We start from the raw sequence: 26807 nt of genomic DNA, 5'->3' as shown, positions 1-26807 counted from the left end.
ATGGCTCTTCCGCCCACCGCCAGGTCCATCCAGCTCGCGAGCTGGATGGACCTGGCCCTTTCCGAGGCCGCGCTCACGGCCGCGTCCGGGGACGTGCCCATCGGCGCCGTCGTGCTGGACGCGGACGGGCGGGTGATCGGCACCGGGCGCAACCGCCGAGAGGAGTGCGGGGACCCCACCGCGCACGCGGAGGTGCTCGCCCTGCGGGAGGCGGCCGCGCACCGCGGTGAGTGGCGGCTGGAGGGGTGCACCCTCGTCGTCACCCTGGAGCCGTGCGCCATGTGCGCCGGGGCGGTCGTGCTCGCCCGCGTGCCCACCGTGGTGTTCGGCGCGTGGGACCCCAAGGCCGGGGCGTGCGGCTCCGTGTTCGACATAGTGCGGGACCCCCGCCTCAACCACTGGGTGGAGGTCACCGGCGGCGTGCGCGAGGACGAGTGCGCCGCCCTGCTGCGCGAGTTCTTCCGCACCCACCGCTGAGCGCCGCATTCCCCGACGCCGCCGCGCAGCCTGCCAGCCCAGGGCTCCGGTTTGGAGGGGTTGCGTCCCGGCCTGTAAAGTGCTGGGAGCTGGTGACGTGTCCGAGCGGCCGAAGGTGCATCACTCGAAATGATGTTTGGTGTCAAAGCCAACGTGGGTTCAAATCCCACCGTCACCGCCACTGTCCCGATCAGGGACTCGGAGAACACCCCGAACCTCAGGTTCGGGGTGTTCTCCGTTGCAGGGGAGCACCACGCCGCAGAGCGTCCAGGAAGCCCGAAGGATGAAAAGGGCCCGCAGGGATTGCCGGCCTGCTTATCACTCGGATAGAACTTGGGCATGGGCCGCTCCGGGATCGTGAGATTCCTCCACGCAGCAGCCGGCATCCTGAGCTACCCCCAGGATCCGCGCTCGTTTGCACAACTCTTCGGCGCACTCTCGAGCGCCCACTACACGCGCGGGCGGATCACCCGCATCCACCGAGAGACGCCCGACACCGTGACCGCGTTCTTCACCGCCGGCGACGGCTGGATCCCGCACCGCGCGGGCCAGTGGGCGCGGATCGGCGTAGAGGTGGACGGGAAGCGGATCTGGCGCCCCTACTCCCTCAGCGCTCCCGAGCAGGGCGACCCCTCGATCACCGTCAGGGCCCAGGGGACCGTGTCCGAGCACCTCGTGCACCGGGCCGCCCCCGGGGACGTGCTGTACCTGGAGCGCCCGGAGGGGCAGTTCATCCTCCCGGAGATGCCCACGGCGCTGCTCTTCATGGTGGCCGGTTCCGGCATCACCCCGGTGATGTCCATGCTGCGGACCCTCATGCCGCGCAGACCGGATCACGACGTGGTCCTGGTCTACGTGGCCAGGAACCGGGAGTCGTGCATCTTCCACGACGAGATCCTGGAGCTCGCCGACCAGTTCCGGGGCCTGCGCCCGGTCTTCTGGTTCACCGAAGAGCGCGGGCGGCTCGACGCCGCGGACCCGGGTGCAGTGGGCGCGCTGTGCCCCGACCACCGGGCGCGCGCGACGTACGCGTGCGGCCCGGACTCCTTCGTCACGGCCGTGGAGGCCCTGGGGGAGGTTTCCGGTCACGCCCCCGTGGTGGAGAGGTTCGACGTGGCGCGCGCAGCCACCGGCGGGCGCCCGGGAGAGATCCGTCTCCAGCAAAGCGGCCTCACGGTGGCGGTGGGCGGACGCGACACCATCCTGGAGGCCGCCGAACGCGCCGAGCACCCTCTGCCCCACGGCTGCCGGATGGGCATCTGCCACAGCTGCCTGATTCCCATGACGGACGGAGCGGTCACCAACATCCGCACCGGTGAGCTCCACCGGGAACCCGGACCCATCCAGACCTGCGTGACGCGGCCCGCCCCCTATGCCGCGTTCGATGCCTGACACCCACCACCCTCCCCTCTCCGCCGGCACCGATCCCTCCGGCCTGCACCCCCGGAACAAAGGAACCACCATGACGCTCACCTCAGTCACCCCCACCCAGAACACCAGAACAGCGCCGCGTCCACCGGGTGATCCCCTGAACCTCACACGGGCGGAACTCGACGACCTCGCGGCACAGCTCGACGCCGTGCGGGAGGACATCTTCTCCCAGCGCGGGCAGTCGGACGCACGCTACATCCGCCGTGTGGTGGCCCTGCAGCGCGGCCTGGAGATGACGGGGCGCGCGTGCATGATCTTCTCCAAACACCGGCCCCTGTGGTGGGCGGGCGTGGGCTGTCTGAGCGTGGGCAAGATCCTGGAGAACATGGAGATCGGCCACAACGTGCTCCACGGTCAGTGGGACTGGATGAACGACAAGGAGATCCACTCCACCACGTGGGAGTGGGACTTCGTGGCACCGTCCGCCGGCTGGCAGCGCACCCACAACGATCTCCACCACACCTGGACCAACGTGCTCGGCAAGGACCGGGACGTGGGGTACAACGTGCTGCGCATGGACCCGGACCAGCCGTGGCGGCCCGTGCACCTGCTCAATCCCGTGATCAATCTCCTGCTGGCCCCGGCGTTCGAGTGGGGGATCGCCATCTACGACGTGGAGCTGGACCAGTTCCGCGCCGGGACCAAGTCCGGCCGAGCCACCTGGGAGGACTTCAAGCGGGTGATGAAGAAGCTCGGGAGGCAGTCCGCGAAGGATTTCCTGGTCTCCCCCCTGCTGGCATCCCTCACCGGGTCGGGGAAGGCGTCGATCAAGGGCTTCCTGGCGGCGAACGTGATCCGCAACGTGTGGGCGCACGCGGTGATCTTCTGCGGCCACTTCCCGGACGGCGCGGAGACCTTCACGGAGGACGAGGTGGAGAACGAGTCGCGGGGGCACTGGTACCGGCGGCAGGCCATGGGATCCGCGAACATCGACGGCTCCCGCCTCATGCACTTCATGAGCGGCAACCTGTCCTTCCAGATCGAGCACCACCTGTTCCCGGACATGCCCTCCAACAGGCTGTCCCAGATCGCACCGCGCGTGCGGGAGATCTGCCGGCAGTACGGGATCCGGTACACCTCCGGCCCGCTGCCCCAGCAGGTCTTCCAGGCGTGGCGCAAGGTGTTCAGGCTGGCCCTGCCCTGATCTCACCCGGAGTCCGGGACAGGTGCTCGACTCGCCGAGAACTTCTGCGAGGCAGGCGCGAGCCCGCGCTACGCGCCGGTAGGCGTTCACACGGCCCTCCCCCTAGGGTGTAATCCGGCACACACTTCGGTCGTGGATGGGGGTGTCCCCTGGGACGCGCCGCGCACCCACGGCCCGGACAGGAAGAGGATCAGAGCATGAGCGACGAGCAGCCCGTGGGGCACCTGGGCGTGAACGGCGAGGACACCCCGGACGCCCACTACATCCGCACCGGGGAGCACAGCTTCCGCACCACCGTGTACACACAGGGCGCGTGGAGCCCCCTGGAGCAGCACATGGCGGCGTCCTCCGGGCTGCTGGTGCACGAGATCGAGCGCAACCACCCGCGTGAGGACATGATCCCGGTGCGGTTCTCGTTCGACATCCTGGGCTTCATCGCCGGCGGCGAGATCGAGGTGCACACCCGCGTGCTGCGCCCGGGCAAGACCATCGAGCTGGTCGAGGCCACCATGAGCAGCGGCGGGCGGGACTGCATCCGGCTGAGCATGTGGCGGCTGAAGACCTCGGACACCCAGGACGTGGCGGGCGGCGAGATCGAACCGCTCACCCCGCTGGAGCAGTGCGAGGAGCTGAACATGTACGAGCAGTGGGGCGGCGGCTACATCGGCTCCCTCGAGGCCCGCGTGGCGCGCATGCCCCGCCCGGGCAGCGGCGCGGGCTGGCTGCGGATCAGCAAGGCCGTGGTGGAGGGCGAGGACTCCTCCCCCACCGCCCAGTTCATCAGCGCGGTGGACGCCGCCAACGGTCTGGCGCCCCGCGTGGAGATCGGCCCGTGGGCGTTCCCCAACGTGGACCTCACCATCCACATGTTCCGCGCCCCCGTCTCCGCATGGGTGGGCCTGGACACCAACGTGGAGTTCGGCGGGGACGGCGTGGGCCTGACCCACTCGGAGCTCTTCGACGAGCAGGGCCCCATCGGCCGGGTGGCGCAGGCGCTGACCGTCCGCCGCATGGGCTGAGGCCCGGGCCGCGTCGTGCGATGACGCAGGGTTTGACGGGCGCTCGTAGAATGGCGGCTGATTCCCAGAACAATTCGGACGGGGTGAGAGCCCCAGGAGGTCCAGGCGAGTGAGCAGCATCCAGATCAACGTGACCGACCGCGACGGTGTGCGCACCCAGGGTGTGGAGTGGAAGGACTTCGAGTCCCTCATGGAGTGCCTCACCCGCAACAAGTTCCCCATCCTGGCCACGTGCGGCGGCAACGCCTCGTGCTCCACGTGCCACTCGTACCTGGACCAGGAGACGTTCGTGAAGACGGGCGGCACCAACGAGGAGGAGGAGGACCTCCTGGAGATGCTGGACGACACCCGCCACGACAACTCCCGCCTGACCTGCCAGGTGGAGTGGTCCGAGGACCTGGACGGCGCGGAGATCGAGATCGCCCCGGAGTGGTGAGCGCCCACCGGTGACAGCAGCGCGGCAGTGCGCGGAGGAAGAGGTAGCACCATGACGGTCCTGCGGGACGACCTGACCACGCGCGCGGCGTACGTTTCCGACGCCTCGATCTACCGCAGGCTCCCGGCCGCGGTGGCCGAGCCGAGCTCGGTCGCGGAGATCCGCGAGCTGCTCGCCACCGCGCGGGAGAACGGCTGGTCCGTGGTCCCCCGCGGCGGCGGCACGTCCGTGGCGGGCAACGCGATCGGCGAGGGACTGGTGATCGACACCTCCCGCCACTTCCGCCGCATCCTGGAGATCGACCCGCAGGCCCGCACGGCGCGGATCGAGCCCGGGGTGATCTGTGACCAGCTGCGGGAGGCTGCCTCCGAGTTCGGCCTGACCTACGGACCGGACCCCTCCACGCACTCCCGCTGCACGGTGGGCGGGATGGTGGCCAACAACGCGTGCGGCTCCCACTCGGTCGCGTGGGGCACGAGTGCGGAGAACCTCGTGTCGGTCACGGTCATGCTGGCCGACGGCCGCCTGGTCACCCTGGACGCGGGCGGCACCTCGGAGCCCGCACTGACATCGCAGCTGGAGCGGCTGCGCAACGAGCACCTGGCCATGCTGCGCACCGAGCTGGGCCAGTTCCCCCGGCAGGTCTCGGGCTACGGGCTGCACTACCTGCTGGGCGAGAACGGCTTCGACGCCGCCAAGGCCTTCGCGGGCACCGAGGGCACGTGCGGGATCATCACGGAGCTCACGGTCAAGCTCGTGGCCAGGCCCGCGCACACCGCGCTGGCGGTGCTCGGGTTCCAGGACGCGATCGACGCCGCGAGCGCCGCACCCGCGCTCCGCGTCTCCGGCGTGACCACCATCGAGGGCATGGGCTCGGACCTCCTGGACGCCCTGCGCACCCGCCCCGGCCAGGAGCACGCCGGCTCCGAACTCCCGCGCGGCGGCGGCTGGCTGTACTGCGAGGTTTCCGGGGACACCCCCGAGCAGGCCTACGACGCCGCCCGGAGACTCCCCGCGCTGGTCGAGGAGACGGTGGTGGACTCGGTGGTGGTCGGGGATCCGACGCAGGCCCGGGCCCTGTGGCACATCCGAGAGGCCGGGGCAGGCATCGTGACCCGCCTGCCGGACGGCGGCGAGGCGTGGCCCGGGTGGGAGGACTCCGCGGTGCCCCCGGCACGGCTGGGCGAGTACCTGCGGGACCTCTACGCCCTGCTGGACGAGATGGGTCTGCGCGGCATACCGTTCGGGCACTTCGGCGAGGGCTGCGTGCACATCCGCATCTCCTTCGACTTCAACTCCGACCACGGAGTGGCCCAGTACCGCACGTTCATCGAGCGGGCCGCCGAGCTGGTGCACCGCTACGGCGGTTCGGTCTCCGGAGAGCACGGGGACGGCCGCGCCCGTTCCGAACTGCTGAGCACCATCTACACACCGGAGGCACTGGCCGCGTTCGCGCGCTTCAAGCGGATCTTCGACCCCGAGGGCCTGTTCAACCCCGGTGTGCTGGTGGATCCGGAGCCGCTGGACCGTGGCATCCGCCCCGGACCGGGTGCGCGCACGTTCGAGCTCACCCCGGTGCACGCGTTCTCCCACGACAACGGCTCGTTCGGCCAGGCCGTGAACCGTTGCGTGGGCGTGGGAGCGTGCCGCTCGGACTCCGGTGCGATGTGCCCGTCCTTCCACGCCACCGGGGACGAGGTGCACTCCACGCGAGGCCGCATGCGCTCGCTCGCGGAGATGCTGCGCGGCGAGCACCTCACCGACGGCTGGAAGTCGCAGGAGACCTACGAGGCCCTGGACCTGTGCCTCTCGTGCAAGGCGTGCGCCACCGAGTGCCCCGTGAACGTGGACATGGCCACCTACAAGGCCGAGTTCCTGCACCACCACTTCCGGCAGGGCCTCCGTTCGTTCATCGGCCGGGACCGCCGGCCCATGGCGCACCTCACCATGGGGTGGATGCCGTGGCTCATGCGGATCGCGGCCCGCGTGCCCGGCTCCCTGCGCGCGGTCAACGCCCTCGAGCGCATCCCGGCCGTGGAGGCGCTCACCAAGAAGCTCGGTGGCATCGAACCGCGCCGCGACATGATCCGCTTCAACGACACCCCGTTCACCGCGTGGTTCCGCGCGCGCTCCCGTCACGCGGGCCACGACGCCGCCGGTGCGGCTGCGCGCGGAGGCGGCCGTGCGGCGTCGTCGGCCCGCGGCGCCCTGGCAGACGGGGTGGCGGGCGCGGACCCCGCCGGGCGCCCGTCCGTGGTGCTGTGGCCGGACACGTTCACCACCTACTCCGCGGACGGGCCCGGCAAGGCCGCCGTGGAAGTCCTGGAGGCCATGGGCTACCGCGTGCTGATGCCCATGGGGGACGTGTGCTGCGGGCTCACGTGGCACTCCACGGGCCAGCTGGACATGACCCGGAAGGTGCTGCGCCAGACCCTGGACGTGATGGCACCGCTGCTGGAGGCCGGGTACCCGGTGATCGGACTGGAGCCGTCCTGCACGGTGATGCTGCAGCACGAGATCACCGAGCTGCTGCCCGAGGATCCGCGGGCCCATGCAGTGAAGGGCCTCACCCGGACCCTGGGCGAGTTCGCGGCGGCCCACCTGGAGGCCGGCGGGGACTGGCCGTTCGAGCCGCTGGAGACCCGGCAGGGGCCGAGCAGCGCCGTGTGCCAGGTGCACTGCCACGAGAAGGCCATGGGGGACTACTCCCCGGAGCTCACCGTGCTGGAGAAGCTGGGCGTGGACACCTCCGTGGTGGGCGGCGGGTGCTGCGGGCTGGCCGGGAACTGGGGCTTCGAGCCGGGGCACTACGAGATCTCGCAGACCCTCGGCGAGCGCAACCTGTTCCCCGCGATCCGGGCCGCCGAGCCCGGGGCGATCGTGCTGGCGGACGGTTTCTCGTGCCGCACGCAGATCTCCCAGGGCACCGGGGCCGACGCGGTGCACCTCGCGGAAGTGATGTGTGCCGCATTGCGGACGAAACGTAGGACACTGTCACCATGACGACCTCATCGCCCGACCCCCGGGGCACCCGCAAGCACTCCCGTCCGCTGCTCGCCGCCACTGCCCTGACCGCCCTGCTGGCGCTCTCCGCGTGCGGCTCCTCCGACGACTCCCCCACCACAGACTCAACGTCCGCGAGCGCATCGGCCACCTCGGCCTCGCCGAGTGCGTCCCCGAGCGCGTCGGCCAGCTCCTCGGCCAGCTCCTCCGCGAGCGAGACGCCGGCCCCCTCGGAGACCGCCACGGCGGCGGACGCCTCACAGCCCCAGCCGGAGGAGACCCGCATGGCGTCGGCCCCCGAGGTCGGGATGCCCACCGCGAGCCCGTTCGACAAGGAGAAGGCCGACCAGCAGGGCGTGGGCGGCGCGTGCAGCGCGTCGCAGCTCAGCGGCACCGCGGCACCCACCAACGGCGCGGCCGGGCACGTCATCGCGAGCCTCACCGTGACCAACACCGGCTCCACCCCGTGCGTGCTCAGCGGGTACCCGGGGGTGTCCTTCGTGGACGCCGCCGGCGCCATGGTGGGCGCCCCGGCCTCCCGCACCGAGTCCGCGGCCGCCGCGGTCACGCTGCAGCCCGGGGCCTCCACGAGCACGAGCCTGAGCATCACCCAGCCGGGTGTGATCGGGCAGGTGTGCAACCCGCACGACGTCACCGGCCTGCGCGTCTACCCGCCGGGCAGCCACGAGTCCCTCGTGGTCTCCTACCCGGGGCAGGCCTGCGGCAACCCCAAGGTCTCCCAGCTCCAGGTCAGAGGCTTTGGATCCTGACTCGGCCCTGAACCTCTTCTCCCCCGCGACCGCGCGGTGGTTCGACGCCGCCTTCCACGGGCCCACGGCGGCCCAGCGCGGCGCGTGGGAGGCCATCTCGGCGGGCCACCACGCTCTCGTGGTGGCACCCACCGGTTCCGGCAAGACCCTCGCGGCGTTCCTGTGGTCCATCGACCGGCTGCTCGCGGCAAAGTCCCCCGCGGGCTCCCCTGACGGAAGCTCGCCGAGCGGCCCCACCGCGCCGGGCTCCTCCGGCGACGACGACGCCGCGGCCGCCCCGTCCGAGGACCGCACCTCGGTGCTCTACATCTCCCCGCTCAAGGCCCTCGGCGTGGACGTGGAGCGCAACCTGCGCGCACCCCTGATCGGGATCACCCAGGCGGTCAGGGCCGCCGGGGGTGAGCCCCCGGAGATCTCCGTGGGGGTCCGCTCGGGCGACACCCCCCAAGCGATCCGCCGCGCCCTGCTGGCCCACCCGCCGGACATCCTCATCACCACGCCCGAGTCCCTGTACCTCATGCTCACGTCCAAGGCGCGAGAGACCCTGCGCCACGTGAACACCGTGATCATCGACGAGGTGCACGCGGTGGCCGGGACCAAGCGCGGCGCGCACCTGGCCGTCAGCCTCGAACGCCTGGACGACCTGCTGGAGCAGCCCGCCCAGCGGATCGGGCTCTCCGCCACTGTGGAACCCGTGGACACCGTGGCCGGATTCCTGGGCGGTTCGCAGCCCGTGGACGTGGTGCGCCCGCCGTCCGAGAAGGACTGGGACCTCACGGTCTCCGTGCCCATCCCGGACATGACCGTGCTGGGCGGGGCGGCGGCGTCGCCGTCATCGGACGGCTCCCCCTCCCTGGACGCCGAGCTGGACGGTGCGGGGCAGCAGGCTACGGCATCCATCTGGCCGCACGTGGAGGAGCGGATCGTGGACCTCGTGGAGGCCCACCGCTCCACCATCGTGTTCGCGAACTCCCGCGGGCTCGCGGAGAAGCTGACCGCGCGGCTCAACGAGATCCACGAGTTCCGCCTGGAGAACGCCGCGGAGCAGTTCCCAAGTGGCGAGCGCTCCGGGGATCCCGTGGCCGTGGGGGAGGCTCTGAACCACCTCTTCGCGGAGAGCGCGCGGCGCGCGGCCGGGGACGAGGACACCGGACCCGAAGGCCTCGACGGTTTCGCGGTCGAGGGGTACGACACGCCGGGCGCCCCCGGTGCACCCTCGGGCGGTCCCAGCCACCCAGTGCGAGCGCCCGGCGACGCAGCGCTGTTCGGCACCCCCGGGGACGGGACTGGCGCGCCCGACGGCCCGGGCGGCGTCGTCCGCCCCGCGTCCGACGAGCGGGAGCCCGCCGCGATCCCCCGGCAGAGCAACCGGCACGAGGGCGCGTCCCCGGTGCTCGCGCGCGCCCACCACGGCTCGGTGTCCAAGGACCAGCGCAGCCTGATCGAGGAGGACCTCAAGACCGGGCGGCTGCGGTGCGTGGTGGCCACCTCGTCCCTGGAACTGGGCATCGACATGGGCCACGTGGACCTGGTGGTCCAGATCGAGTCCCCGCCCTCGGCGGCCTCCGGGCTGCAGCGCGTGGGGCGTGCCGGGCACCAGGTGGGTGAGGTGTCGATCGGGCGGATCTACCCCAAGCACCGCGGGGACGTGCGGGACGCCGCGGTGATCGCGGAGCAGATGCTCGCCGGAAACCTGGAACCGCTCTCGGTGCCCGCCAACCCCCTGGACATCCTGGCCCAGCAGACGGTCTCCGCGGTGGCCGCCGAGGACGTGGACGTGGAGGCCTGGTACGACACCGTGCGCCGCAGTGCCCCGTTCCGCTCCCTGCCGCGCTCCGCGTACGACGCCGTGCTGGACCTGCTCGCCGGGCGGTACCCCTCGGACGAGTTCGCCCAGCTGCGCCCGCGCCTGGTGTGGGACCGCGAGACGGGCACGCTCCAGGCCCGCCCGGGAGCGCTGCGCCTGGCGACCACGAGCGGCGGCACCATCCCGGACCGGGGACTGTTCCCCGTGTTCCTGGTGGGTGAGCAGGACTCCAAGTCCCCCAAGCGCGTGGGCGAGCTGGACGAGGAGATGGTCTACGAGTCCCGCGTGGGGGACATCATCGCGCTGGGCGCCTCCAGCTGGCGGATCGAGGAGATCACCCACAACCGGGTGGTCGTGGCCCCGGCGCCGGGTGTTCCGGGCAAGCTGCCGTTCTGGCACGGGGACGGGCTGGGCCGGCCCGTGGAGCTGGGGCGCGCCGTCGGGCGCTTCACCCGGGAGCTGGCCGGTGCCGCGAACGCCGAGGCCCGCGAGCGCCTGGCGGTGTCCGGGCTGGACGAGTGGGCCCAGGACAACCTGCTGGCGTACCTCGCGGAGCAGCGCGAAGCCACGGAGCACGTGCCGGACGACCGCACGCTCATGGTGGAGCGGTTCCGGGACGAGCTCGGGGACTGGCGCGTGGTGCTGCACAGCCCATTCGGCACGCCCGTGCACGGCCCGTGGGCGCTGGCCGTCCGTGCCCGGCTGGACGAGCGCTGGGGTCTGGATGCGAGCGCGCAGGCCGCGGACGACGGCATCGTGCTGCGCGTGCCCGCCACGGATGAAGAGCCTCCCGGGGCGGAGCTGTTCCTCTTCGAGCCGGAGGAGCTCGAGCAGATCGTCACCGAGGAGGTGGGCGGTTCCGCGCTGTTCGCCTCCCGGTTCCGGGAGAACGCGGCGCGCGCCCTGCTGCTGCCGCGCGCGGACCCCGGCAAGCGCACGCCGCTGTGGCAGCAGCGCCAGCGCTCGGCGCAGCTGCTGGACGTGGCCCGGAAGTACCCGCAGTTCCCGATCATCCTGGAGACGGTGCGCGAGTGCCTCCAGGACGTGTACGACGTCCCCGCCCTGCTCCAGCTGCAACGGGACCTGGCCGGACGGAAGCTGCGGGTGGTGGAGACCACCACGGACTCCCCTTCACCCTTCGCGCGCACCCTGCTGTTCGGATACGTGGCGCAGTTCCTCTACGAGGGTGACTCCCCGCTGGCCGAGCGCAAGGCCGCCGCGCTGTCCCTGGACCCCGCCCTGCTCAACGAGCTGCTGGGCCGCGCCGAGTTGCGCGAGCTGCTGGACCCCGAGGTCATCGAGACCACCGTCCTGCAGCTGCAGCGCCTCGCCCCCGACCGCCGCCTGCGCGGGGTGGAGGGCGCGGCGGACCTGCTGCGCCTGCTCGGGCCCATGACCGCCGACGACGCCGCCCTGCGCCTGCGCGGGGACGGTTCCGTTCCTGCGGGGTCGCCGGCCGCGGGGTCCGCCTCCGCTGGGGCAGGTGCCGCACCCCCCGACGCTCCGGCGCCCAGCACCGGGGCGTCGGAGGCGGCCTCGTCAGCGGCGTTGGAGGCGCCGGGCGCCGCCGCGTCCGCCCGGATCGGCGACGAAGGCGGCCCGGGTGACACGGCGGCGTCGGGCGGCCCTGAGGACGAGGAGGACACGGGGCGGGCCGAGGACCCCGCGTACCGGGCAATCTCCCCGGAGGCCGCGCGCGAGCTGCTGGACGCCCTCGTGGAGACCAACCGCGCGATCGTGCTGCGCGTGGGCGGGCGTGAGGTGTACTGCGCGGTGGAGGACGCCGCCCGGATGCGGGACGCGCTCGGTCAGCCCCTGCCCATGGGGGTGCCGCTCGCGTTCCTGGAACCGGTGGCGGATCCCGTGGGGGACCTCGTCTCCCGGTACGCCCGGACGCACGGGCCGTTCAGTGTGGCCGAGGCCGCGCAGGCCCTGAGCCTGGGCCCTGCCGTGGTGGAGTCCGCGCTGCGGTCCCTGGCCAGGCAGCGGCGGGTGAGCGAGGGGGCGTTCCGGCCGAGCGGTGACCCGGCGGCGTCGGACTCGGAGTGGTGCGACATCGAGGTGCTGCGGACCCTGCGGCGTCGTTCGCTGGCGGCGCTGCGCGCGGACGTGGAGCCGGTGGACCCGCAGGCGTACGCCACGTTCCTGCCCGCGTGGCAGCACGCCGTGAAGGGACACCAGCTGCGCGGGCTGGACGGGGTGCTCACCGTGATCGACCAGCTCGCCGGGGTGCCGATCCCGGCGTCCGCGTGGGAGCCGCTCGTGCTCGCGCAGCGCGTGGTGGACTACCGGCCCGCCATGCTGGACGAGCTCATGGCCACGGGCGAGGTCGTCTTCTCCGGCACCGGGTCCCTGGGTGGTGAGGACGGCTGGGTGGCGTTCCACCTGGCCGAGTCCGCGGAGCTCTCGCTGCCGCCCGTCGCCCAGCTGGACGCCACCGCGGCCGCCCTGGACTCCGCGCTCGAACGGGAGCTGCTCACGGTCCTGCAGGGCGGTGGCGCGTACTTCGCGTGGCAGCTGATCCAGCCCCTCGCCGCGGCGGGCGTGAGCGTGGACATGGCCCAGCTGCGCACCGCGCTGTGGAACCTGCTGTGGGCGGGGCTGATCACCAACGACACGTACGCCCCCGTGCGCGCACTGATCTCCGGCGGGCACTCCGCGCACAAGACGCCCAAGCGGCCGGGGCGTTCCCGCTCCGCGGGGCGCCGGGGTGCGGCGCGGCTGCGCGCGGTCGGGCGCGGTCCGGCCGGCTTCGACCCCGCGGGTTCCGCCGACGACGCCGCTCCGTCCGGCACGCGCGTGGTCCGCGCCTCCGGGGGCGGCGAGGAGCGCACGACGGCGGGCCGGTGGTCCGCGCTGCGCCCCGAGCCGCTGAACCCCACCGTGCGGGCGCAGGCCCAGGCGGAGCTGCTGCTGGACCGCTACGGGATCCTCACGCGTGGACCCGTGGCGGTGGAGGACGTCCCCGGCGGGTTCTCGACGGTCTACAAGGTGCTGCGTGCCCTGGAGGACGCGGGGCGGGCGCGGCGCGGCTACTTCATCGAGGGTCTCGGAGCCGCCCAGTTCACGCAACCGGCAACGGTTGATGTGTTGCGCAGCTTCACGGACGACGACGCCGCCCGCAAGGCCGATCCCCAGGTCCTCGCCCTCGCGGCTACAGACCCCGCGAACCCGTACGGCGCGGCGCTGGACTGGCCGGAGGCGGTGGTGCTGGAGTCCAGCACAAAGCACCGGCCGGGGCGCAAGGCCGGTGCCGTGGTGGTGCTCGTGGACGGCGCGCTGACCCTGTACCTGGAGCGCGGCGGCAAGACGGCGCTGGCGTTCGCCTCTGACCCCGCGCTGCTGCACCTCGCGGCGGAGGCCGTGGCCGCTCTCGTACAGCGCAAGGCCGTGGACTCGCTGGTGGTGGAGAAGGTCAACGGGGACTCGGTGCTCTCCTCGGAGGAGCTGGTCACCGCGGTGCGGGACGGGCTGCTGGCGGGCGGCTTCTACCAGACCCCGAAGGGCGTGCGGATGCGGGCACCGGTGGGTGGGGGCCGGGGGTGACGGTTCGGGCCCGTCTCCACGGGTCACCTTGAGAAGGCCCGTCAACCTCAGTGAAGTTTCGTCCTGTTCTGTGCGGGAGTCCGTGATCAGGGCACGGCAAGATGCCTGCAGATGAAAGCGCCCGCCCGCCGGAGTGCGAGGTCTGCACTGCCGGGGTCACTCATGAAACCGTGACCGCGCCCGTCCACGATATTCAGTTCTCAGTCCGGGCCCTGGAGAGCCTGACGGTCGAAGGACTGCAGAGTGAGATCGAGATTCGGGTTGGTGAGCATCACAGCGCGAACCGTGGCTCCGATCCGTTCCCCCGCGGCGACGCTTACGGCACCCCCGGCCGAATCTCCACAGAGAATGACGCCCGTGGTCCCTGCCTGGACCCGAACACAGCTCTCGAGATCGTCGACTGCATCGAAGAATGAATTCTCGGGCGCCAGGCGGTAGTCAACGGCCACGACTCGACGGTGCAAGACCGTTGCGAGACGACGACAGTAGGCGTCCTGCAGGTCGAGGTCACCGAACACCCCGTACCCACCGTGTGAGAAGTAGACGATGGCATTGGTCATCCTCTCGTGCGGGGTGTAGGACCGCGTCGCAACGACGCCCACGTGCTCATCGCGGATCACACCGTCAAATGGGGACCGTGGCCGCGCGGCTGCTCGCTGCCGGGCTGACTGCCTCAGCGTTTCAACGTCGATCATCTCGTCACCATAGGCGGGACCGGACGTGCACCGGCGGAGATGGGCCTACGTGTGGACCATGGACACCGCTTGCTCCTGCGTCACTCGTTTCCCTTGCGCTTGTCGTAGCTGTCCCGGACCTTCTGACCGGCCTGCCGTTTGAGGTCTTGCACATCGTCATCGAACGTCTCGTGCGTCATCTGCTTGGTCTGGCGCCACTTCTCGTCAAACTCGGCCTGGGTGTCACCCGGCAGCCAGGACTTCGACAGGATCGTCTCGCCCACCGTGGCCACTGCATATGCCATCCCCAGAGCGATGCCGCCCCGCAGACCACCCAGGAGGAGGGCGCCGAGGCCCAGACCCACGACCGCGTGGATCACCACGGGCACGAGCGCGTAGTCCCAGCCGCCCGGGGCGGAGAGCCGTCGCTTCACCACGAAGGGCCGCTCCGCCAGTGTGGTGAGGACCTCCCCCACGACCACTGCGGCCACCCCTGCGACGACCAGATTCTGCAGGGGCGCGGCCGCCAGCCACCCCGTGAGCGTGGCGGCCCACAGCAGAAGCACCATGACGGGCACCTTGACGGCCCCCATCATCAGGTGTCCGGACACCGGCGCCCACAGGGGAGGCGGGGTCCATCCTTCGGCGTTTCTCGCGATTTCCTCGGATCTCATCAGGGCTCCTCGCAGTTGGAGTGAACCGCCAAACGCTCGGCGACTCCGGAAAATCCACCAGAAGCATCTGGTGGAACACGCCGTACGCTGAACACCCCACCGCGAACCGAGGAGGACCCGTGCCCGAAGGTGATTCCGTCTACCGCCAGTGCAAGATGCTGCGCGAGGCGCTGGAGGGTGCCGTGATCGAGAGCTCGGACTTCCGGGTGCCCGCGCTCGCCACCTCGGACGTCTCTGGGCGCACCGTGGTGGCCGTGGTGCCGCGCGGGAAGCACATCCTCATCCGGCTCTCCGCGGCCCCGGACGCGGAGCAGATAACGTCCGGCGCCGAGCCCCTCACCCTGCACTCGCACCTCATGATGGACGGCACCTGGCGGGTCTTCGACCGGCAGCAGGACGACGCCGCCGCGCGCCCCGGCGGGCGCCGGAGCCGGCCCGGCGCGAGCCCGTACCGACCGCGCGGCCAGGCCCGGAAGGGCGGAAGTGTGCGCTCCGCCGCCGAGGCGCGCACCCGGCTCAGCGCCGACGTGGCCATCGGGCAGGGCTCGCACACCATCCGCGCGATCCTGCGCACCAAAGAGGTGGAGGCCGTGGGCTTCGACGTCAAGGACGTGCGCCTGGTGCCCACCCGGCTGGAGGGCCAGGAGCTCGTGGGCTACCTGGGCCCGGACATCCTCGGCCCGGACTGGGACCTGGAGAAGGCCCTGGAACGGTTGAGCGCCCAGCCGGACCGGGCGATCGGCACCGCCCTGATGGACCAGCGCAACCTCGCGGGCATCGGCAACGTGTACCGCGTGGAGACCCTGTTCATGACCCGCACCAACCCCTGGGCCCGGGTGGACTCCCTGCCGGAGGGCAAGCTGCGCGAGATCGTCGTGCTCGCCCACAAGCTGCTGCACCTGAACAAGGACCGCTCGATGCGCTCCACCGTGGGCCAGGCGCCGCAGGGCCGCCCCCTGTTCTGGGCGTACGGCAAGGACGGTCAGCCGTGCCGCCGCTGCGGGACGCAGCTCAAGCGCGGGGAGATCGACGACGCCCTGCTCACCGTGGACCCCGCCCCCTCACGCACCGCGGTGCAGCACCTGCGCACCATCGCGTGGTGCCCCCGCTGCCAGGCCGCGGCCTGACGCAGCCGGCCGGCACGTCACCGCGCGCCCCCGGGCACGGCCACCGCGCACGACGCCGCCCGCTCACGTACTCGAAGCACGCGGTCTTCGCTTCGGGCCGGGGCGATGGGCACCGCTGCCCGGCCCATGGACCCTGCCCCCACCCACCTGCGCTGCCCGGGCCACAGCGAAAGGAAAACGCAGCGCCCCGCGGACCCGTGCCGAGGCAGGAAGTCCGCGGGGCGGCGTCGTCGGCTGTGCGGTACGTGTCAGCGCGTGACCCAGGTGCGGCCGGTGGTGCGGGACCAGTGCGCGGTGTAGCCGTTGGAGAAGCGCTGCTGGACCTCGGAGCCCGCGCGGTACTCCTCGGTGAGCGGGTAGCCCCAGCCGCGCTCGAAGCCCGCGGCCTTCCAGGCGCTGCCGATCCCGCCCGACTCCTTGACGGCGTGCGCGCCCGTGCGCGGGGTCCACAGGATCTTCCACTGGGCGCCGTTGGCCGCGCGGAAGCTCTGGTAGACGCCGCCTCCCACGAGACCGCCGCGCTCGTTGGCCAGGGGAGCACCGCACACGGAGGCCCCGCCGAGGGCGTCGTAGCGGCCCCTGATGGCACCACGCACCACGACCTTGGGAGGTGCGGGCTTCACGGCGCTCGCGCGGGGTGCGACGGCGCCGGCCACCCGGGTGCTCGTGTCCGCGGGGGCGCGCCCGGCCGGGAAGCCGTAGGAGTTCACCGTGCCCACCAGCCGCCAGCCCTGACCGCTGCCGCCCAGGCTGCCGTCCACGTAGGTCAGCCCGATGCCGATCACCTCCATGCGCGGATCGGTGAGCACCTTGTTGTGCGCCGGAGAACCCTTCCACCAGGTGGTGAGGTCCGTGACCGAGTTCTTCCAGGACAGGGCGTGGATCTCACCCGCGGCGCTGTACCCCGCGGCCCGGCGGTCCGTGAGGAAGGTGTTGGAGTGGTTGATGACCTCCTGGTTGACCAGCCGGTCCGACTGCCCCTGGGCGAGCCCGGACAGGGACTTGGAGTACTTCACGGGCTTCAGACCACGGGACGCCCGGTGGCTGTTGACCTGGTCCAGCAGCTTCTGGGAGTCGGCGGCGCGGGTCCCGGAGGACACGGCCACGATGTCGGAGGGCCTGGCCTGCGCCTGCGGCGCAGTGAGCAGGCTGCCCGTCAGGACCACGGTGGCCGCGGACGCGGCGGCGGCGAGAGTGGTCAGGGCACGGCGGATCGGACTCTGCACGCGGGGCGCAGAGGTGAGGTGTGTGGACATGCAGGGCCGTTTCGTCGTCGGGCGGGCACGAGGGTCCCGCCGGGTGCGACGGGTCGTGCACGCTGTGGGGACAGCTCCCGGTGGCTGACGCCAACCGGTCCGGGCCCCCGCACTGCGGCGGTGGCTCCGAGGTGGGCCCGATGAGGGGGGAAGACCCGCGCGCTACGGTACCCCCGGAGGGCATCGGCGTGTGCCACCCGTCACATGTTACGCAATCGTTACGTGGCGCTCCGAGTGGCCGCCGCATGGCTGCCGGGGGTCAGTCGCGAGTCGATCCGCACCGCGCGACCCGTCACGGGGTGCACGAACTCGATGGAGCGGGCGATCAGCTGCAGGGGGTTCTCCGGGTCCTCCACGTCGAAGTCCTGCCGCGGCTGCGGATAGAGCTTGTCCCCGCGCAGCGGCAGCCCGAGCGACGTCATGTGCACGCGGATCTGGTGGGTGCGCCCGGTCAGCGGGGCGATCTCGTAGAGCCCCCACGTGCCGTCCGCGTCCGTGAAGGTCTCCACGCGCCGCACGTCCGTGACCGCGTTGACCTCACCGGGCTCCTCGAAGGCCTGCACCACACCCTGGATCTTGCGGATGCGTGACTCCACGCGCACGGTCTGCTCCCCCACGCGCTCGTTCACACCCGCCACGGCCCAGTACGTCTTGCGCACCGTGCGCTCCTGGAACAGGCGGTGGAACGCGCCCCGGTCCTCCGCGCGCTTGCACAGCAGCAGCACCCCGCCGGTGGAGCGGTCCAGGCGGTGCAGCGCGGAGATCTCGTCGTTGTCGAACTGGCAGCGCGCGGCCACCACCACCGAGCGCCGCACGTTCTCCCCCTTGGGTGTGCTGCACAGCCCGTGGGGCTTGTCCACGGCCACGATCCACTCGTCCTCGTGGAGCACGTCCAGTGTGACGGGCGGAGCGTCCTCGTCCGGCACGGGGCGGTGGAACCACACGGACACCCCGGGCTCGTAGGGGGTCTCCGGGGTCACGACGACGCCGCCGTCCCCGAGCACACGACCGGCCGCCACCTGCTCGGCGAACCACGCGGCGTCGTCGGGAAAGCGGGCCCGGACGTAGTCCACCGCGGTGGCGGGCAGACCGGGGAGGGAGTCGAGAACGGGGTCCGGGGCGCCCGGGCCGGGCATCCGCACGCGGGTGGGGCCCACGCCGCGAACGATGGGCAGCGGAGGGGTCACGCGGCGTCTCACTGCGTGTCCGACCCGGCCGATACCATGGCGAGGAACCTAACACACCACCGTGAGGCGGCACCGTGAGCGAGAACAGCACCCCGGAGCGCGTCGTGCTCCTGGACGAGCAGCACCAGCCGACCGGGACCGCACTGAAGTCCGAGGTCCACACCGAGGCCACCCCGCTGCACCTGGCGTTCTCGTGCCACGTGCTCAACCCGGACGGTCGGGTGCTCGTGACCCGCCGAGCGCTGAGCAAGCGCACGTGGCCCGGCGTGTGGTCCAACAGCTTCTGCGGGCACCCGGGGCCGCACGAGTCCTTCGAGGACGCGATCGCCCGCCGCGCCCGCCAGGAACTGGGGCTGGAGATCCGCAACCTCACCGTGGTGGTCCCCGAGTTCCAGTACCGCGCCACGGACGCCACCGGCGTGGTGGAGAACGAGTTCTGCCCCGTGTTCGTGGCCGTCACCGACACCGACCCGCAGCCCGCGGAATCGGAGGTGGCCGAGTACGCCTGGACCGCGCCGCGGGACCTGATTGCGGCGGTGGAGTCAGCCCCCTACGCGTTCAGCCCGTGGCTCGGGGACCAGGTGCGGGAGCCGGCGCTGCGGGAGGCGCTGGGCTGAGGGAGGCTCGCGGCCCGCAGGAGGGGGCCGGGATGCCCACCCCTGCGAACCAGGCGGCGGCTCAATGCTGACAGTCCCTTGGCACAGCGCACCCCTCCCGCTCGGGCCGTTAGGCTTCTGCCACACCCCGCCACGTCCCGCAGGAGCCCCGCGATGTCCGAGCCCCCCGCCCACCGCGCCGCCACGGCCGCCCGTTCCGTGGACCGGCTGTTCGGCTCCCGCGCGTTCCGTGTGCCGGGCACGTACCTGGGCGCCGTCGCGTTCCCGCACCCGCGCCGCGGCCCGTGGCACTACTGGTGGCAGGCGCACCTGCTGGAGGCGTTCGTGGACGCCACCGCCCGCGAGCGCGCGGCCGGTCACCACGACGACGCCGCCCTGGCCCGCTCCCGCGCGCACCAGCTGCTGCGGGGCATCGCCGTGCACAGCGGTGGCCGGGTGACCAACAACGTGTTCTTCGACGACATGGCATGGCTGTCTCTCGCGCTGGGGAGGCTGCGCCACGAGGACGTCGCCGCCACGGGCCGCACCACGCGCACGGTGCAGGACGACGGCGTCGCTCTGGCCAAGCGGCTCGAGGCGGGGTGCGACGAGAACCTGGGCGGCGGCGCATGGTGGAACATGACCCGCGACTACAAGAACACCGCGTCCACGGCCCCGGTGGCGCTGAGCTTCCTGCGGATGCACCGGGTGGACGAGGCCTGCGCGCTGCTCACGTGGCTGTTTGACACCCTCTTCGACGCCGAGCGCGGCGTGTTCCTGGACGGCATCCGCATGGTCGCCGCGGGCTCCGGCTCGGAGATCACGGCGGTGGACCCGCACGTCTACACCTACAACAGCGGCCCCGCCCTGGGTGCCGCCCTCGCGCTGGCGCGCGTGACGGACGACGCCGCCCAGCGCGAGCTCTGGCTCTCCCGCGCCTCCCAGCTCGTGCAGGGAGCGGCGCAGCAGTTCACGGTCCCCGGCCCGCACGGCGCTCCCGTGCTCACGGGCCAGGGCGGTGGGGATGCCGGACTGTTCACGGGGATCCTGGCGCGGTACCTGGGCGAGGCGGCGTCGTCGTCCGACGTGGATGCCGAGACGCGCCGCACGGCGAAGGCGCTGGTGTGCGACACCGCGGACGCCCTGTGGGACGGGCGGCGCGAGTTCGACCCGGACGAGGACTTCTCGACTCCGGGCGCGGACGGCGGCGAGACCGTGGCGGTGTTCTCCCCGGAGCCCGCCGAGCACGCGAACCAGGCGCAGCGCACCGGCGCGCCCGTGGAGCTGAGCACCCAGGTGCAGGCGTGGACCGTGCTGGAGGCGGCCGCGCGTTCGGCTGACCGCTGAACCGGGCCCGCCACGCGCGCGGACTCTGGCCCGCAGGGGTACGCCGGGGGTAGAAACGAGGCATGACCTTAGTACGCACCCCGGACCCGAACCCTGGTTGGCTCAGCGAGGAGGACCTCAACCGAGCCCGCGCCACGCTGCCCATCGTGTACGTCCAGGCCGTTCCGGTGCGCCTGGACCCCCTGGGCTGCCTCTCTGAGATCGGGCTGCTGCTCACCGCCAACGACGAGGGCCGGATGGTCCGCACGTTCGTCTCCGGGCGCGTGATGTACCGCGAGACGGTGCGCGCCGCACTCCTGCGCCACCTCGAGAAGGACCTCGGCCCGCTGGCCATGCCGCAGATGCCCTCCACCACCGTGCCGTTCGCGGTGTCAGAGTTCTTCCCGTCCCCGTCCGAGACGGGACTCACCGACGACCGCCAGCATGCCGTGGCCCTGAGCTACATCATCCCCGTGCGCGGCGAGTGCGAACCCCGCCAGGACGCGCTGCAGCTGTCCTGGATGACCCCGGACGAGGCACTGTCCCTGGACGTCCAGGAGGAGTTCGAGGGCGGACGCGAGGACCTCATCCGGCAGGCGATCGCCCACGCGGGCTGGGGTCGCTGAGCGGCCCTCCACGGCGTCACCCTCCCCGGCGCAACACCATTGCCTTCACGCGCGGCCCGGAACCCATGACGGTTCCGGGCCGCGCGGCGTCCTACCTCCGGGCCCGTAAGTTACCGGTCCTCCATTGACCGGACAGCGTTCCGCACCGTAGCTTGTGGCAACCGGGTTGCACGCCTTGCAACCCCCGACCCCTGGGGGATCCATGACGCACGATGCTGCAACTCCACAGGCGGCCCCCGCGGGAGGACCACCGGCCGCAGCGGCGGCGGTGTCCGCCGGGACGCGCCGCCGGGTGATCGGGGCCAGCTTCATCGGCAACTTCGTGGAGTGGTTCGACTACGCCGTGTACGGCTACCTGGCCGCGACCATCGCGGTGGTGTTCTTCCCGGAGTCCGACCCGCAGACGGCGCTGCTCGCCACCTTCGCACTGTTCGCCATCTCGTTCTTCGTCCGGCCCGTGGGCGGCTTCTTCTGGGGCCACCTGGGGGACCGGCTCGGGCGGCGCACCGCGCTGTCCCTGTCCATCCTGATCATGACCGGCGCCACGTTCTGCATGGCCCTGATCCCCGGCTACGGGAGCATCGGGATCTTTGCGCCCATCCTGCTGCTGGTGGTGCGGATCGTGCAGGGCTTCTCCGCCGCCGGTGAGTACGCCGGGGCCTCGGCCTTCCTGGTGGAGTACGCCCCGGCCCACCGCCGCGGGCTCTACGCCGCGGTGGTGCCCGCAAGCACGGCTGCTGGTCTGCTGTTCGGCTCCCTGTTCGTGGCCGCCCTGACCGCCGCCCTCTCCGGGGACCAGATGAACATGTGGGGCTGGCGCATCCCCTTCCTGCTGGCCGCCCCCATGGGCCTGATTGGACGCTACGTGCGCACCAAGCTCGAGGACACCCCCGTGTTCCAGGAGCTCGCCCAGGAGGACGAGGTCATCCACGCCCCCGTGCGGGACATGTTCCGCCACCACTGGGCCACGCTGCTGCGCGCGTGCGGCGCCGTGCTGCTCAATGCCGTGGGCTTCTACATGCTGCTCAGCTACATGCCCACGTACCTCTCCGAGGAGATCGGCTTCGGCAAGACCGAGTCCTTCCTGGCCACGTCCCTGGCGCTGCTGTCCTACATCGGCTTCATCTTCCTCACGGGCCTGGCCTCGGACCGTTTCGGGCGCAAGAAGCTGCTCATGGCCGCGTCCGTGTGCTTCGTGCTGCTGACCGTCCCGCTGTTCCTGCTGCTGGACGAGGGCTCGTTCCTGGTGGTGCTGCTGGTGCAGGTGGTGCTGGGCGCCATGCTCACCCTCAACGACGGCACCCTGCCCAGCTTCCTGGCCGAGCAGTTCCCCACCCGCATCCGCTACAGCGGCTTCGCGGTGAGCTTCAACCTGTCCAACGCGATCTTCGGCGGCACCGCACCCTTCATGGCCACGCTGCTGATCTCCGCGTTCCACAGCCAGCTCGCCCCCGCCTGGTACCTGATGGCCGCCGCCGCGGTGTCCTTCGTGGCGGTCGCTCTCTCCCACGAGACGCACCGCGAACCGCTGTCGCACTGACCCGCACGTCCCGCTGACCGCACCGCCCACCGGCCCCGCCGCCCGGGGCGGGCGGCACGAGGCCACCGACCCACCGCCACCGGGGCAGGGACGGCGACGCCGCGGCGTCGCCCCCGTCCCGGACCCACCAACCCCACCACCAAGGAGGATCATGAACACGTCACCCGCCACCGATGTCTCGGAGCTGGCCCGTCTGAAGGTCATGCACAACGGCCAGAAGGAGCAGCTCACGTTCTCCGACGCCGAGTTCGAGCGCCGCCTGGACGGGCTGCGCCGGATCATGGCGGAGAAGCAGCTGGACGCCGTGATCCTCACCAGCCACCACGGCATCAAGTACTACTCGGACTTCCTCTACACCACGTTCGGGCGCAGCTACGCGCTGGTGGTCACCCCGGAGGACTCCGTGACCGTGACCGCGAACATCGACGCCGGCATGCCGTGGCGCACCAGCTACGGCGAGAACGTGGTCTACACGGACTGGCAGCGCGACAACTACTACTTCGCACTGCAGGAGGTGCTGCGCCAGCGCGGGATCACCGCCCGCAGGATCGGCGTGGAGGACGACGCCCTGCCGCTGCTGAACCGCCAGCGCATCCAGGACGCGTTCCCGGACGCCGAGCTGGTGGACATCTCCCTGGAGTCCATGCGCCAGCGCATGTTCAAGTCCGCGGAGGAGATCGCGGTGATCAAGGACGGCGCGCGCATCGGCGACCTGGGCGGTGAGGCCATCCGCAACGCGATCCGCGAGGGCATCACCGAGTACGAGGTGGCGCTGGCCGGGACCGAGGCGATGATCCACGAGATCGCCACCACGTTCCCGCTGCGCGAGGTCCGGGACACGTGGGTGTGGTTCCAGTCCGGGCTCAACACGGACGGCGCCCACAACTGGGCCACCACGCGCAGGCTGCGGCGCGGGGACATCCTGTCCCTGAACTGCTTTCCGATGACCTCCGGGTACTACACCGCCCTGGAGCGCACCCTGTTCCTGGGGGAGCCGGATGCCCGTTCCCGCGAGCTGTGGGAGATCAACGTGGAGGTCCACGAGCGCGGCCAGGAGCTCATCAAACCGGGTGCGGTGTGCAAGGACATCGCCCACGAGCTCAACAAGATCTACGTGTCCCACGGGCTGCTGGCCAACCGGACGTTCGGCTACGGCCACTCGTTCGGCGTGCTCTCCCACTACTACGGCCGGGAGGCCGGGCTGGAGCTGCGCGAGGACATCGACACCGTGCTGGAACCGGGCATGGTGATCTCCATGGAGCCCATGATCACCATCCCGGAAGGCCAGCCCGGCGCCGGCGGCTACCGCGAGCACGACATCCTGGTGATCGGGGAGGACACCGTGGAGAACATCACCAAGTTCCCCTACGGCCCCGAGCACAACATCGTGGACGCGTGAGAACCCCGTCACGCAGCGGGGCGGTGTCGCGTGCGCGCGGCGCCGCCCCGCTGCGTGCGGGAGAATACGGGGCACCATGACTACTGCGACCAACGACTCCCGCACCACCCCGGTGGTCTCCAACGCCATCGGCGTGCTGCGCTGCTTCACCGTGGATGAGCCGCACCTGGGCGTCACGGACATCGCCGGCCGCGTGGGACTGCACAAGTCCACCGTGTCCCGGATCCTGACCAGCCTGGAGCAGGAGAACCTGGTGGAGCGGGACCCGCAGTCCCTCAAGTACACCCTGGGGCTCGGACTGATCACCCTGGCCGGGCCGCTGCTCGCAGAGCTGGACGAGCGCCGCGTGGCCTACCCCGTGCTGCAGGAGCTCACCGAGCGCACCGGTGAGACCAGCGCCCTGGTGGTGTGGAACGGCACGGAGACGGTGTGCGTGGAGCAGATCCCGAGCCCGCGGGAGATCAAGCACACCGTCCCGCTGGGCACCCGCTACAACTCCGCGCCCAGCTCCACGGTCCAGGTGTTCCTGGCCCACCAGCCCCAGGAGCGGGTGCGCGCGCTGCTGCTGGCGGGCACCCTCACGCACCACTCCACGGCCGACGCCGCCGTGGACGCCTACCTGGGCGAGCTCGCCGAGGTGCGGGAGGCCGGGGTGGCCGTGAACTACGGCCGGACCTCCGTGGACGAGGTCGGGGTGGCCGCCCCGGTCTTCGACCACCGGGGTGAGCTGGTCTCCGCGGTGGTGATCGCGGCCCCGCGGTACCGGGTCACGGAGGATCAGGTGGCCCTGATGGTGGCGGCGTGCACGGACGCGGCACGGGAGGTCTCGCAGCGGCTCGGCCACGTTCCCCCGGCCGGCTGAGATCCCGGGCCCCCGCGGAAGCGGCACCCCAAGACCCCGGGCGCCTCAGCGACGCCCGCACCGGGATTCGGAGGCACCGTGGCATGGCGCGCTGAGACCCCTGCGACGACGCCGCGCGGTGGCCCCGAGCGGCGTCGTCCCCGCGTCGGCACGGGCCCGGGACCCCTGCGGCCGCCGGACCCGGCACAATGGTCGGGTGCCCACCACAGACTCCGTGCCCCCGTTCAGCTTCGAGCTCCACACCCGGCTGCGTGACAGCCCCACCCTGCCCGAGGAGCGGGTGCGCGAGAACGGCGGACAGTTCCAGGCCCGCACGGGCACCATCACCACCCCGCACGGGCAGATCCGGACGCCCGCGTTCATCCCCGTGGCCACCCAGGCCGCGATGAAGGCCGTGCTGCCCGAGTCCATGGCGGCCGAGGGCGCGCAGGCCATGCTGGCCAACGCGTACCACCTGTTCCTCGAACCCGGGGACGACGTGCTGGACGAGGCCGGCGGGCTGGGCACCTTCATGAACTGGCCCGGACCCACGTTCACGGACTCTGGCGGGTTCCAGGTGATGTCTCTGGGCTCGGGGCTGGGCAAGGTGATCGACATGTCCACCGTGGCCAACCCCCTGGGCGACTCCCAGATGGCGCCCGGCCAGAAGCGCATGGCGCGCGTGGACGACGACGGCGTGTGGTTCCGCTCCTACCTCAACGGGGACCTGCACCGGTTCACCCCGGAGGTCTCCATGAGGGTGCAGCACAACATCGGCGCGGACATCATGTTCGCCTTCGACGAGCTCACCACCCTCCACAACACCCGCGAGTACCAGGAGACCGCCCTGGAGCGCACCCGGAAATGGGCGCTGCGCTGCGTCGCGGAGCACCGCCGGCTCACGGAAGAGCGCGCTCACAAGCCCTACCAGGCACTGTTCGGCGTCATCCAGGGCGCACAATACGAGGATCTCCGCCGCCAGGCCTGCCGGGACCTCTCCGGGATGGGCTTCGACGGCTTCGGGATCGGCGGCGCGCTGGAGAAGTCGCAGCTGGGTACGATCGTGCGCTGGTGCACGGAGGAGCTGCCGGAGAACACCCCCAAGCACCTGCTGGGCATCTCCGAGCCGGACGACATCTTCACCGCGATCGACAACGGGGTGGACACCTTCGACTGCGTCTCCCCCACCCGCGTGGCGCGCTCCTCCGCGGTCTACTCCCCCACGGGCCGCTTCAACCTCACGAACATCCGCTTCAAGCGGGACTTCACGCCCATCTCGGACACGTGCCCCTGCTACACGTGCACGCACTACACCCGCGCGTACCTGCGGCACCTGTTCAAGTCCAAGGAGCGCAACGCCGCCACCCTGGCGTCCATCCACAACGAGCGCTTCGTCCTGGACCTCGTGGCCGGCGCCCGCGCCGCGATCGAGGCGGACACCTACTTCGAGTACCGGGACGAGTTCCTGGGCACCTACTACGGCACCGCCCGGCCCACCGCCTGACGACGACGCCGCGGGGCCGGCTGGTCCCGCCGGGCCAGCCCACGCGCGGCACCGCCGGGACCGTGGTGTCTCAGGGCGCCGAGGGAATGCCCGCGACGGCCACGAGTTCCTGCTGCGTCATCCCCTCCCGGTCGATGATGGGCATGGCCCGGGCGATCCGCTCCTGCACCGCCGGGATCTCCAAGGAGGCACGGTGGGCGGCCTCGGTGTCCCAGACCTCGGTGACCCACACGGCGTCGGCGTCCTGCGGGTCACGGGCGACCAGGTAGAGACGGCATCCCGGCATCGGCTCGTTGCGCTCCTGCTCGCTCAGGATGCTTGCCAGCGTGTCACCCTCGCCCGCAGTGGAGCGCAGGCGGCCGTGGAGCATGTAGGAGGAATTCTCACCGGTGGTCTTGTTGTCAGCCATGTCACAACCGTAGGT

Annotated in this window: 21 protein-coding genes and 1 tRNA gene; 17 read left to right on the top strand and 5 right to left on the bottom strand. The window is 71.6% G+C overall.

Annotated elements, in window-relative coordinates; genetic code table 11:
• The 9 genes from tadA to DNL27_RS02200 all read left to right on the top strand — a co-directional run bounded on the left by tadA (window position 1) and on the right by DNL27_RS02200 (window position 13633).
• Window positions 1-477 (top strand): tRNA adenosine(34) deaminase TadA, encoded by a 477-nt coding sequence (gene tadA / locus DNL27_RS02240; RefSeq protein WP_112234589.1) that lies wholly within the window; start codon window positions 1-3, stop codon window positions 475-477.
• Window positions 478-568: 91 nt separating this feature from the next.
• Window positions 569-658: transfer RNA gene (locus tag DNL27_RS02235), tRNA-Ser, on the top strand.
• Window positions 659-816: 158 nt separating this feature from the next.
• The gene (locus tag DNL27_RS02230) at window positions 817-1869 is read left to right on the top strand and encodes a flavin reductase family protein (protein WP_012397390.1); all 1053 of its coding nucleotides are present in this window, start codon (window positions 817-819) and stop codon (window positions 1867-1869) included.
• Window positions 1870-1939: 70 nt separating this feature from the next.
• Window positions 1940-3052 (top strand): acyl-CoA desaturase, encoded by a 1113-nt coding sequence (locus DNL27_RS02225; RefSeq protein WP_112234588.1) that lies wholly within the window; start codon window positions 1940-1942, stop codon window positions 3050-3052.
• 197 nt (window positions 3053-3249) lie between these two features.
• Window positions 3250-4071, top strand: coding sequence for a thioesterase family protein (locus DNL27_RS02220; protein WP_012397388.1), 822 nt, complete (start codon window positions 3250-3252; stop codon window positions 4069-4071).
• A gap of 109 nt (window positions 4072-4180) precedes the next feature.
• Window positions 4181-4507, top strand: coding sequence for a 2Fe-2S iron-sulfur cluster-binding protein (locus DNL27_RS02215; RefSeq protein ID WP_012397387.1), 327 nt, complete (start codon window positions 4181-4183; stop codon window positions 4505-4507).
• Window positions 4508-4558: 51 nt separating this feature from the next.
• Window positions 4559-7510: an FAD-binding and (Fe-S)-binding domain-containing protein gene (locus DNL27_RS02210; protein WP_112234587.1), complete on the top strand. Its 2952-nt coding sequence runs from the start codon at window positions 4559-4561 to the stop codon at window positions 7508-7510.
• Window positions 7507-8280: a DUF4232 domain-containing protein gene (locus DNL27_RS02205; protein ID WP_112234586.1), complete on the top strand. Its 774-nt coding sequence runs from the start codon at window positions 7507-7509 to the stop codon at window positions 8278-8280. Before DNL27_RS02210 ends, DNL27_RS02205 begins: the two co-directional genes overlap by 4 nt.
• Window positions 8270-13633, top strand: coding sequence for a DEAD/DEAH box helicase (locus tag DNL27_RS02200; protein ID WP_112234585.1), 5364 nt, complete (start codon window positions 8270-8272; stop codon window positions 13631-13633). The genes DNL27_RS02205 and DNL27_RS02200 overlap by 11 nt, the downstream gene beginning before the upstream one ends.
• A 200-nt stretch (window positions 13634-13833) precedes the next feature.
• Here DNL27_RS02200 and DNL27_RS02195 read toward each other — a convergent pair whose 3' ends face one another.
• Window positions 13834-14328: an alpha/beta hydrolase fold domain-containing protein gene (locus DNL27_RS02195; RefSeq protein WP_112234584.1), complete on the bottom strand. Its 495-nt coding sequence runs from the start codon at window positions 14326-14328 to the stop codon at window positions 13834-13836.
• Window positions 14329-14408: 80 nt separating this feature from the next.
• Window positions 14409-14981: a hypothetical protein gene (locus DNL27_RS02190; protein WP_162627089.1), complete on the bottom strand. Its 573-nt coding sequence runs from the start codon at window positions 14979-14981 to the stop codon at window positions 14409-14411.
• Between the two features lie 119 nt (window positions 14982-15100).
• On the opposite strand from DNL27_RS02190, the gene DNL27_RS02185 reads away from it, so the two are divergent.
• Window positions 15101-16108 (top strand): DNA-formamidopyrimidine glycosylase family protein, encoded by a 1008-nt coding sequence (locus tag DNL27_RS02185; RefSeq protein WP_112234582.1) that lies wholly within the window; start codon window positions 15101-15103, stop codon window positions 16106-16108.
• A 248-nt stretch (window positions 16109-16356) separates the two neighbouring features.
• Here the strand turns inward: DNL27_RS02185 and DNL27_RS02180 are convergent, their stop codons facing one another.
• Together DNL27_RS02180 and DNL27_RS02175 are read right to left on the bottom strand one after the other, a co-directional pair.
• A complete protein-coding gene (locus DNL27_RS02180; RefSeq protein WP_112234581.1) occupies window positions 16357-17364 on the bottom strand; it encodes a CAP domain-containing protein in 1008 nt (335 codons plus the stop codon).
• A gap of 218 nt (window positions 17365-17582) precedes the next feature.
• On the bottom strand, window positions 17583-18521 hold the full coding sequence (locus DNL27_RS02175) for a pseudouridine synthase (protein ID WP_239494417.1): 939 nt from the start codon (window positions 18519-18521) through the stop codon (window positions 17583-17585).
• Window positions 18522-18625: 104 nt separating this feature from the next.
• Here DNL27_RS02175 and idi point away from each other — a divergent pair, with 104 nt between their 5' ends.
• The 7 genes from idi (at window position 18626) to tgt (ending at window position 26383) form a co-directional block, all read left to right on the top strand.
• The gene (gene idi, locus DNL27_RS02170) at window positions 18626-19168 is read left to right on the top strand and encodes an isopentenyl-diphosphate Delta-isomerase (RefSeq protein WP_012397378.1); all 543 of its coding nucleotides are present in this window, start codon (window positions 18626-18628) and stop codon (window positions 19166-19168) included.
• A gap of 153 nt (window positions 19169-19321) precedes the next feature.
• Window positions 19322-20494 (top strand): glycoside hydrolase family 76 protein, encoded by a 1173-nt coding sequence (locus DNL27_RS02165; RefSeq protein ID WP_112234579.1) that lies wholly within the window; start codon window positions 19322-19324, stop codon window positions 20492-20494.
• A gap of 62 nt (window positions 20495-20556) precedes the next feature.
• A complete protein-coding gene (locus DNL27_RS02160; RefSeq protein ID WP_112234578.1) occupies window positions 20557-21099 on the top strand; it encodes an NUDIX hydrolase family protein in 543 nt (180 codons plus the stop codon).
• 202 nt (window positions 21100-21301) lie between these two features.
• Entirely contained in the window at window positions 21302-22639 is a 1338-nt protein-coding gene (locus DNL27_RS02155) for an MFS transporter (RefSeq protein WP_112234577.1), read from the top strand.
• A gap of 151 nt (window positions 22640-22790) precedes the next feature.
• Window positions 22791-24038, top strand: a complete 1248-nt coding sequence (locus DNL27_RS02150; protein WP_112234576.1) for an aminopeptidase P family protein — start codon at window positions 22791-22793, stop codon at window positions 24036-24038.
• Between the two features lie 76 nt (window positions 24039-24114).
• Complete coding sequence (locus tag DNL27_RS02145; protein ID WP_058954479.1) at window positions 24115-24900, top strand: IclR family transcriptional regulator; 786 nt, start codon at window positions 24115-24117, stop codon at window positions 24898-24900.
• A gap of 196 nt (window positions 24901-25096) precedes the next feature.
• A complete protein-coding gene (tgt, locus tag DNL27_RS02140; RefSeq protein WP_112234575.1) occupies window positions 25097-26383 on the top strand; it encodes a tRNA guanosine(34) transglycosylase Tgt in 1287 nt (428 codons plus the stop codon).
• Window positions 26384-26453: 70 nt separating this feature from the next.
• Here the strand turns inward: tgt and DNL27_RS02135 are convergent, their stop codons facing one another.
• Entirely contained in the window at window positions 26454-26792 is a 339-nt protein-coding gene (locus tag DNL27_RS02135) for a putative quinol monooxygenase (protein WP_070105243.1), read from the bottom strand.
• Window positions 26793-26807: the final 15 nt, after the last annotated feature.

Source organism: Kocuria sp. BT304 (assembly GCF_003290245.1).
Lineage (GTDB): Bacteria > Actinomycetota > Actinomycetes > Actinomycetales > Micrococcaceae > Kocuria > Kocuria rhizophila_A.
This window is presented reverse-complemented; position numbering and strand designations above follow the sequence as displayed.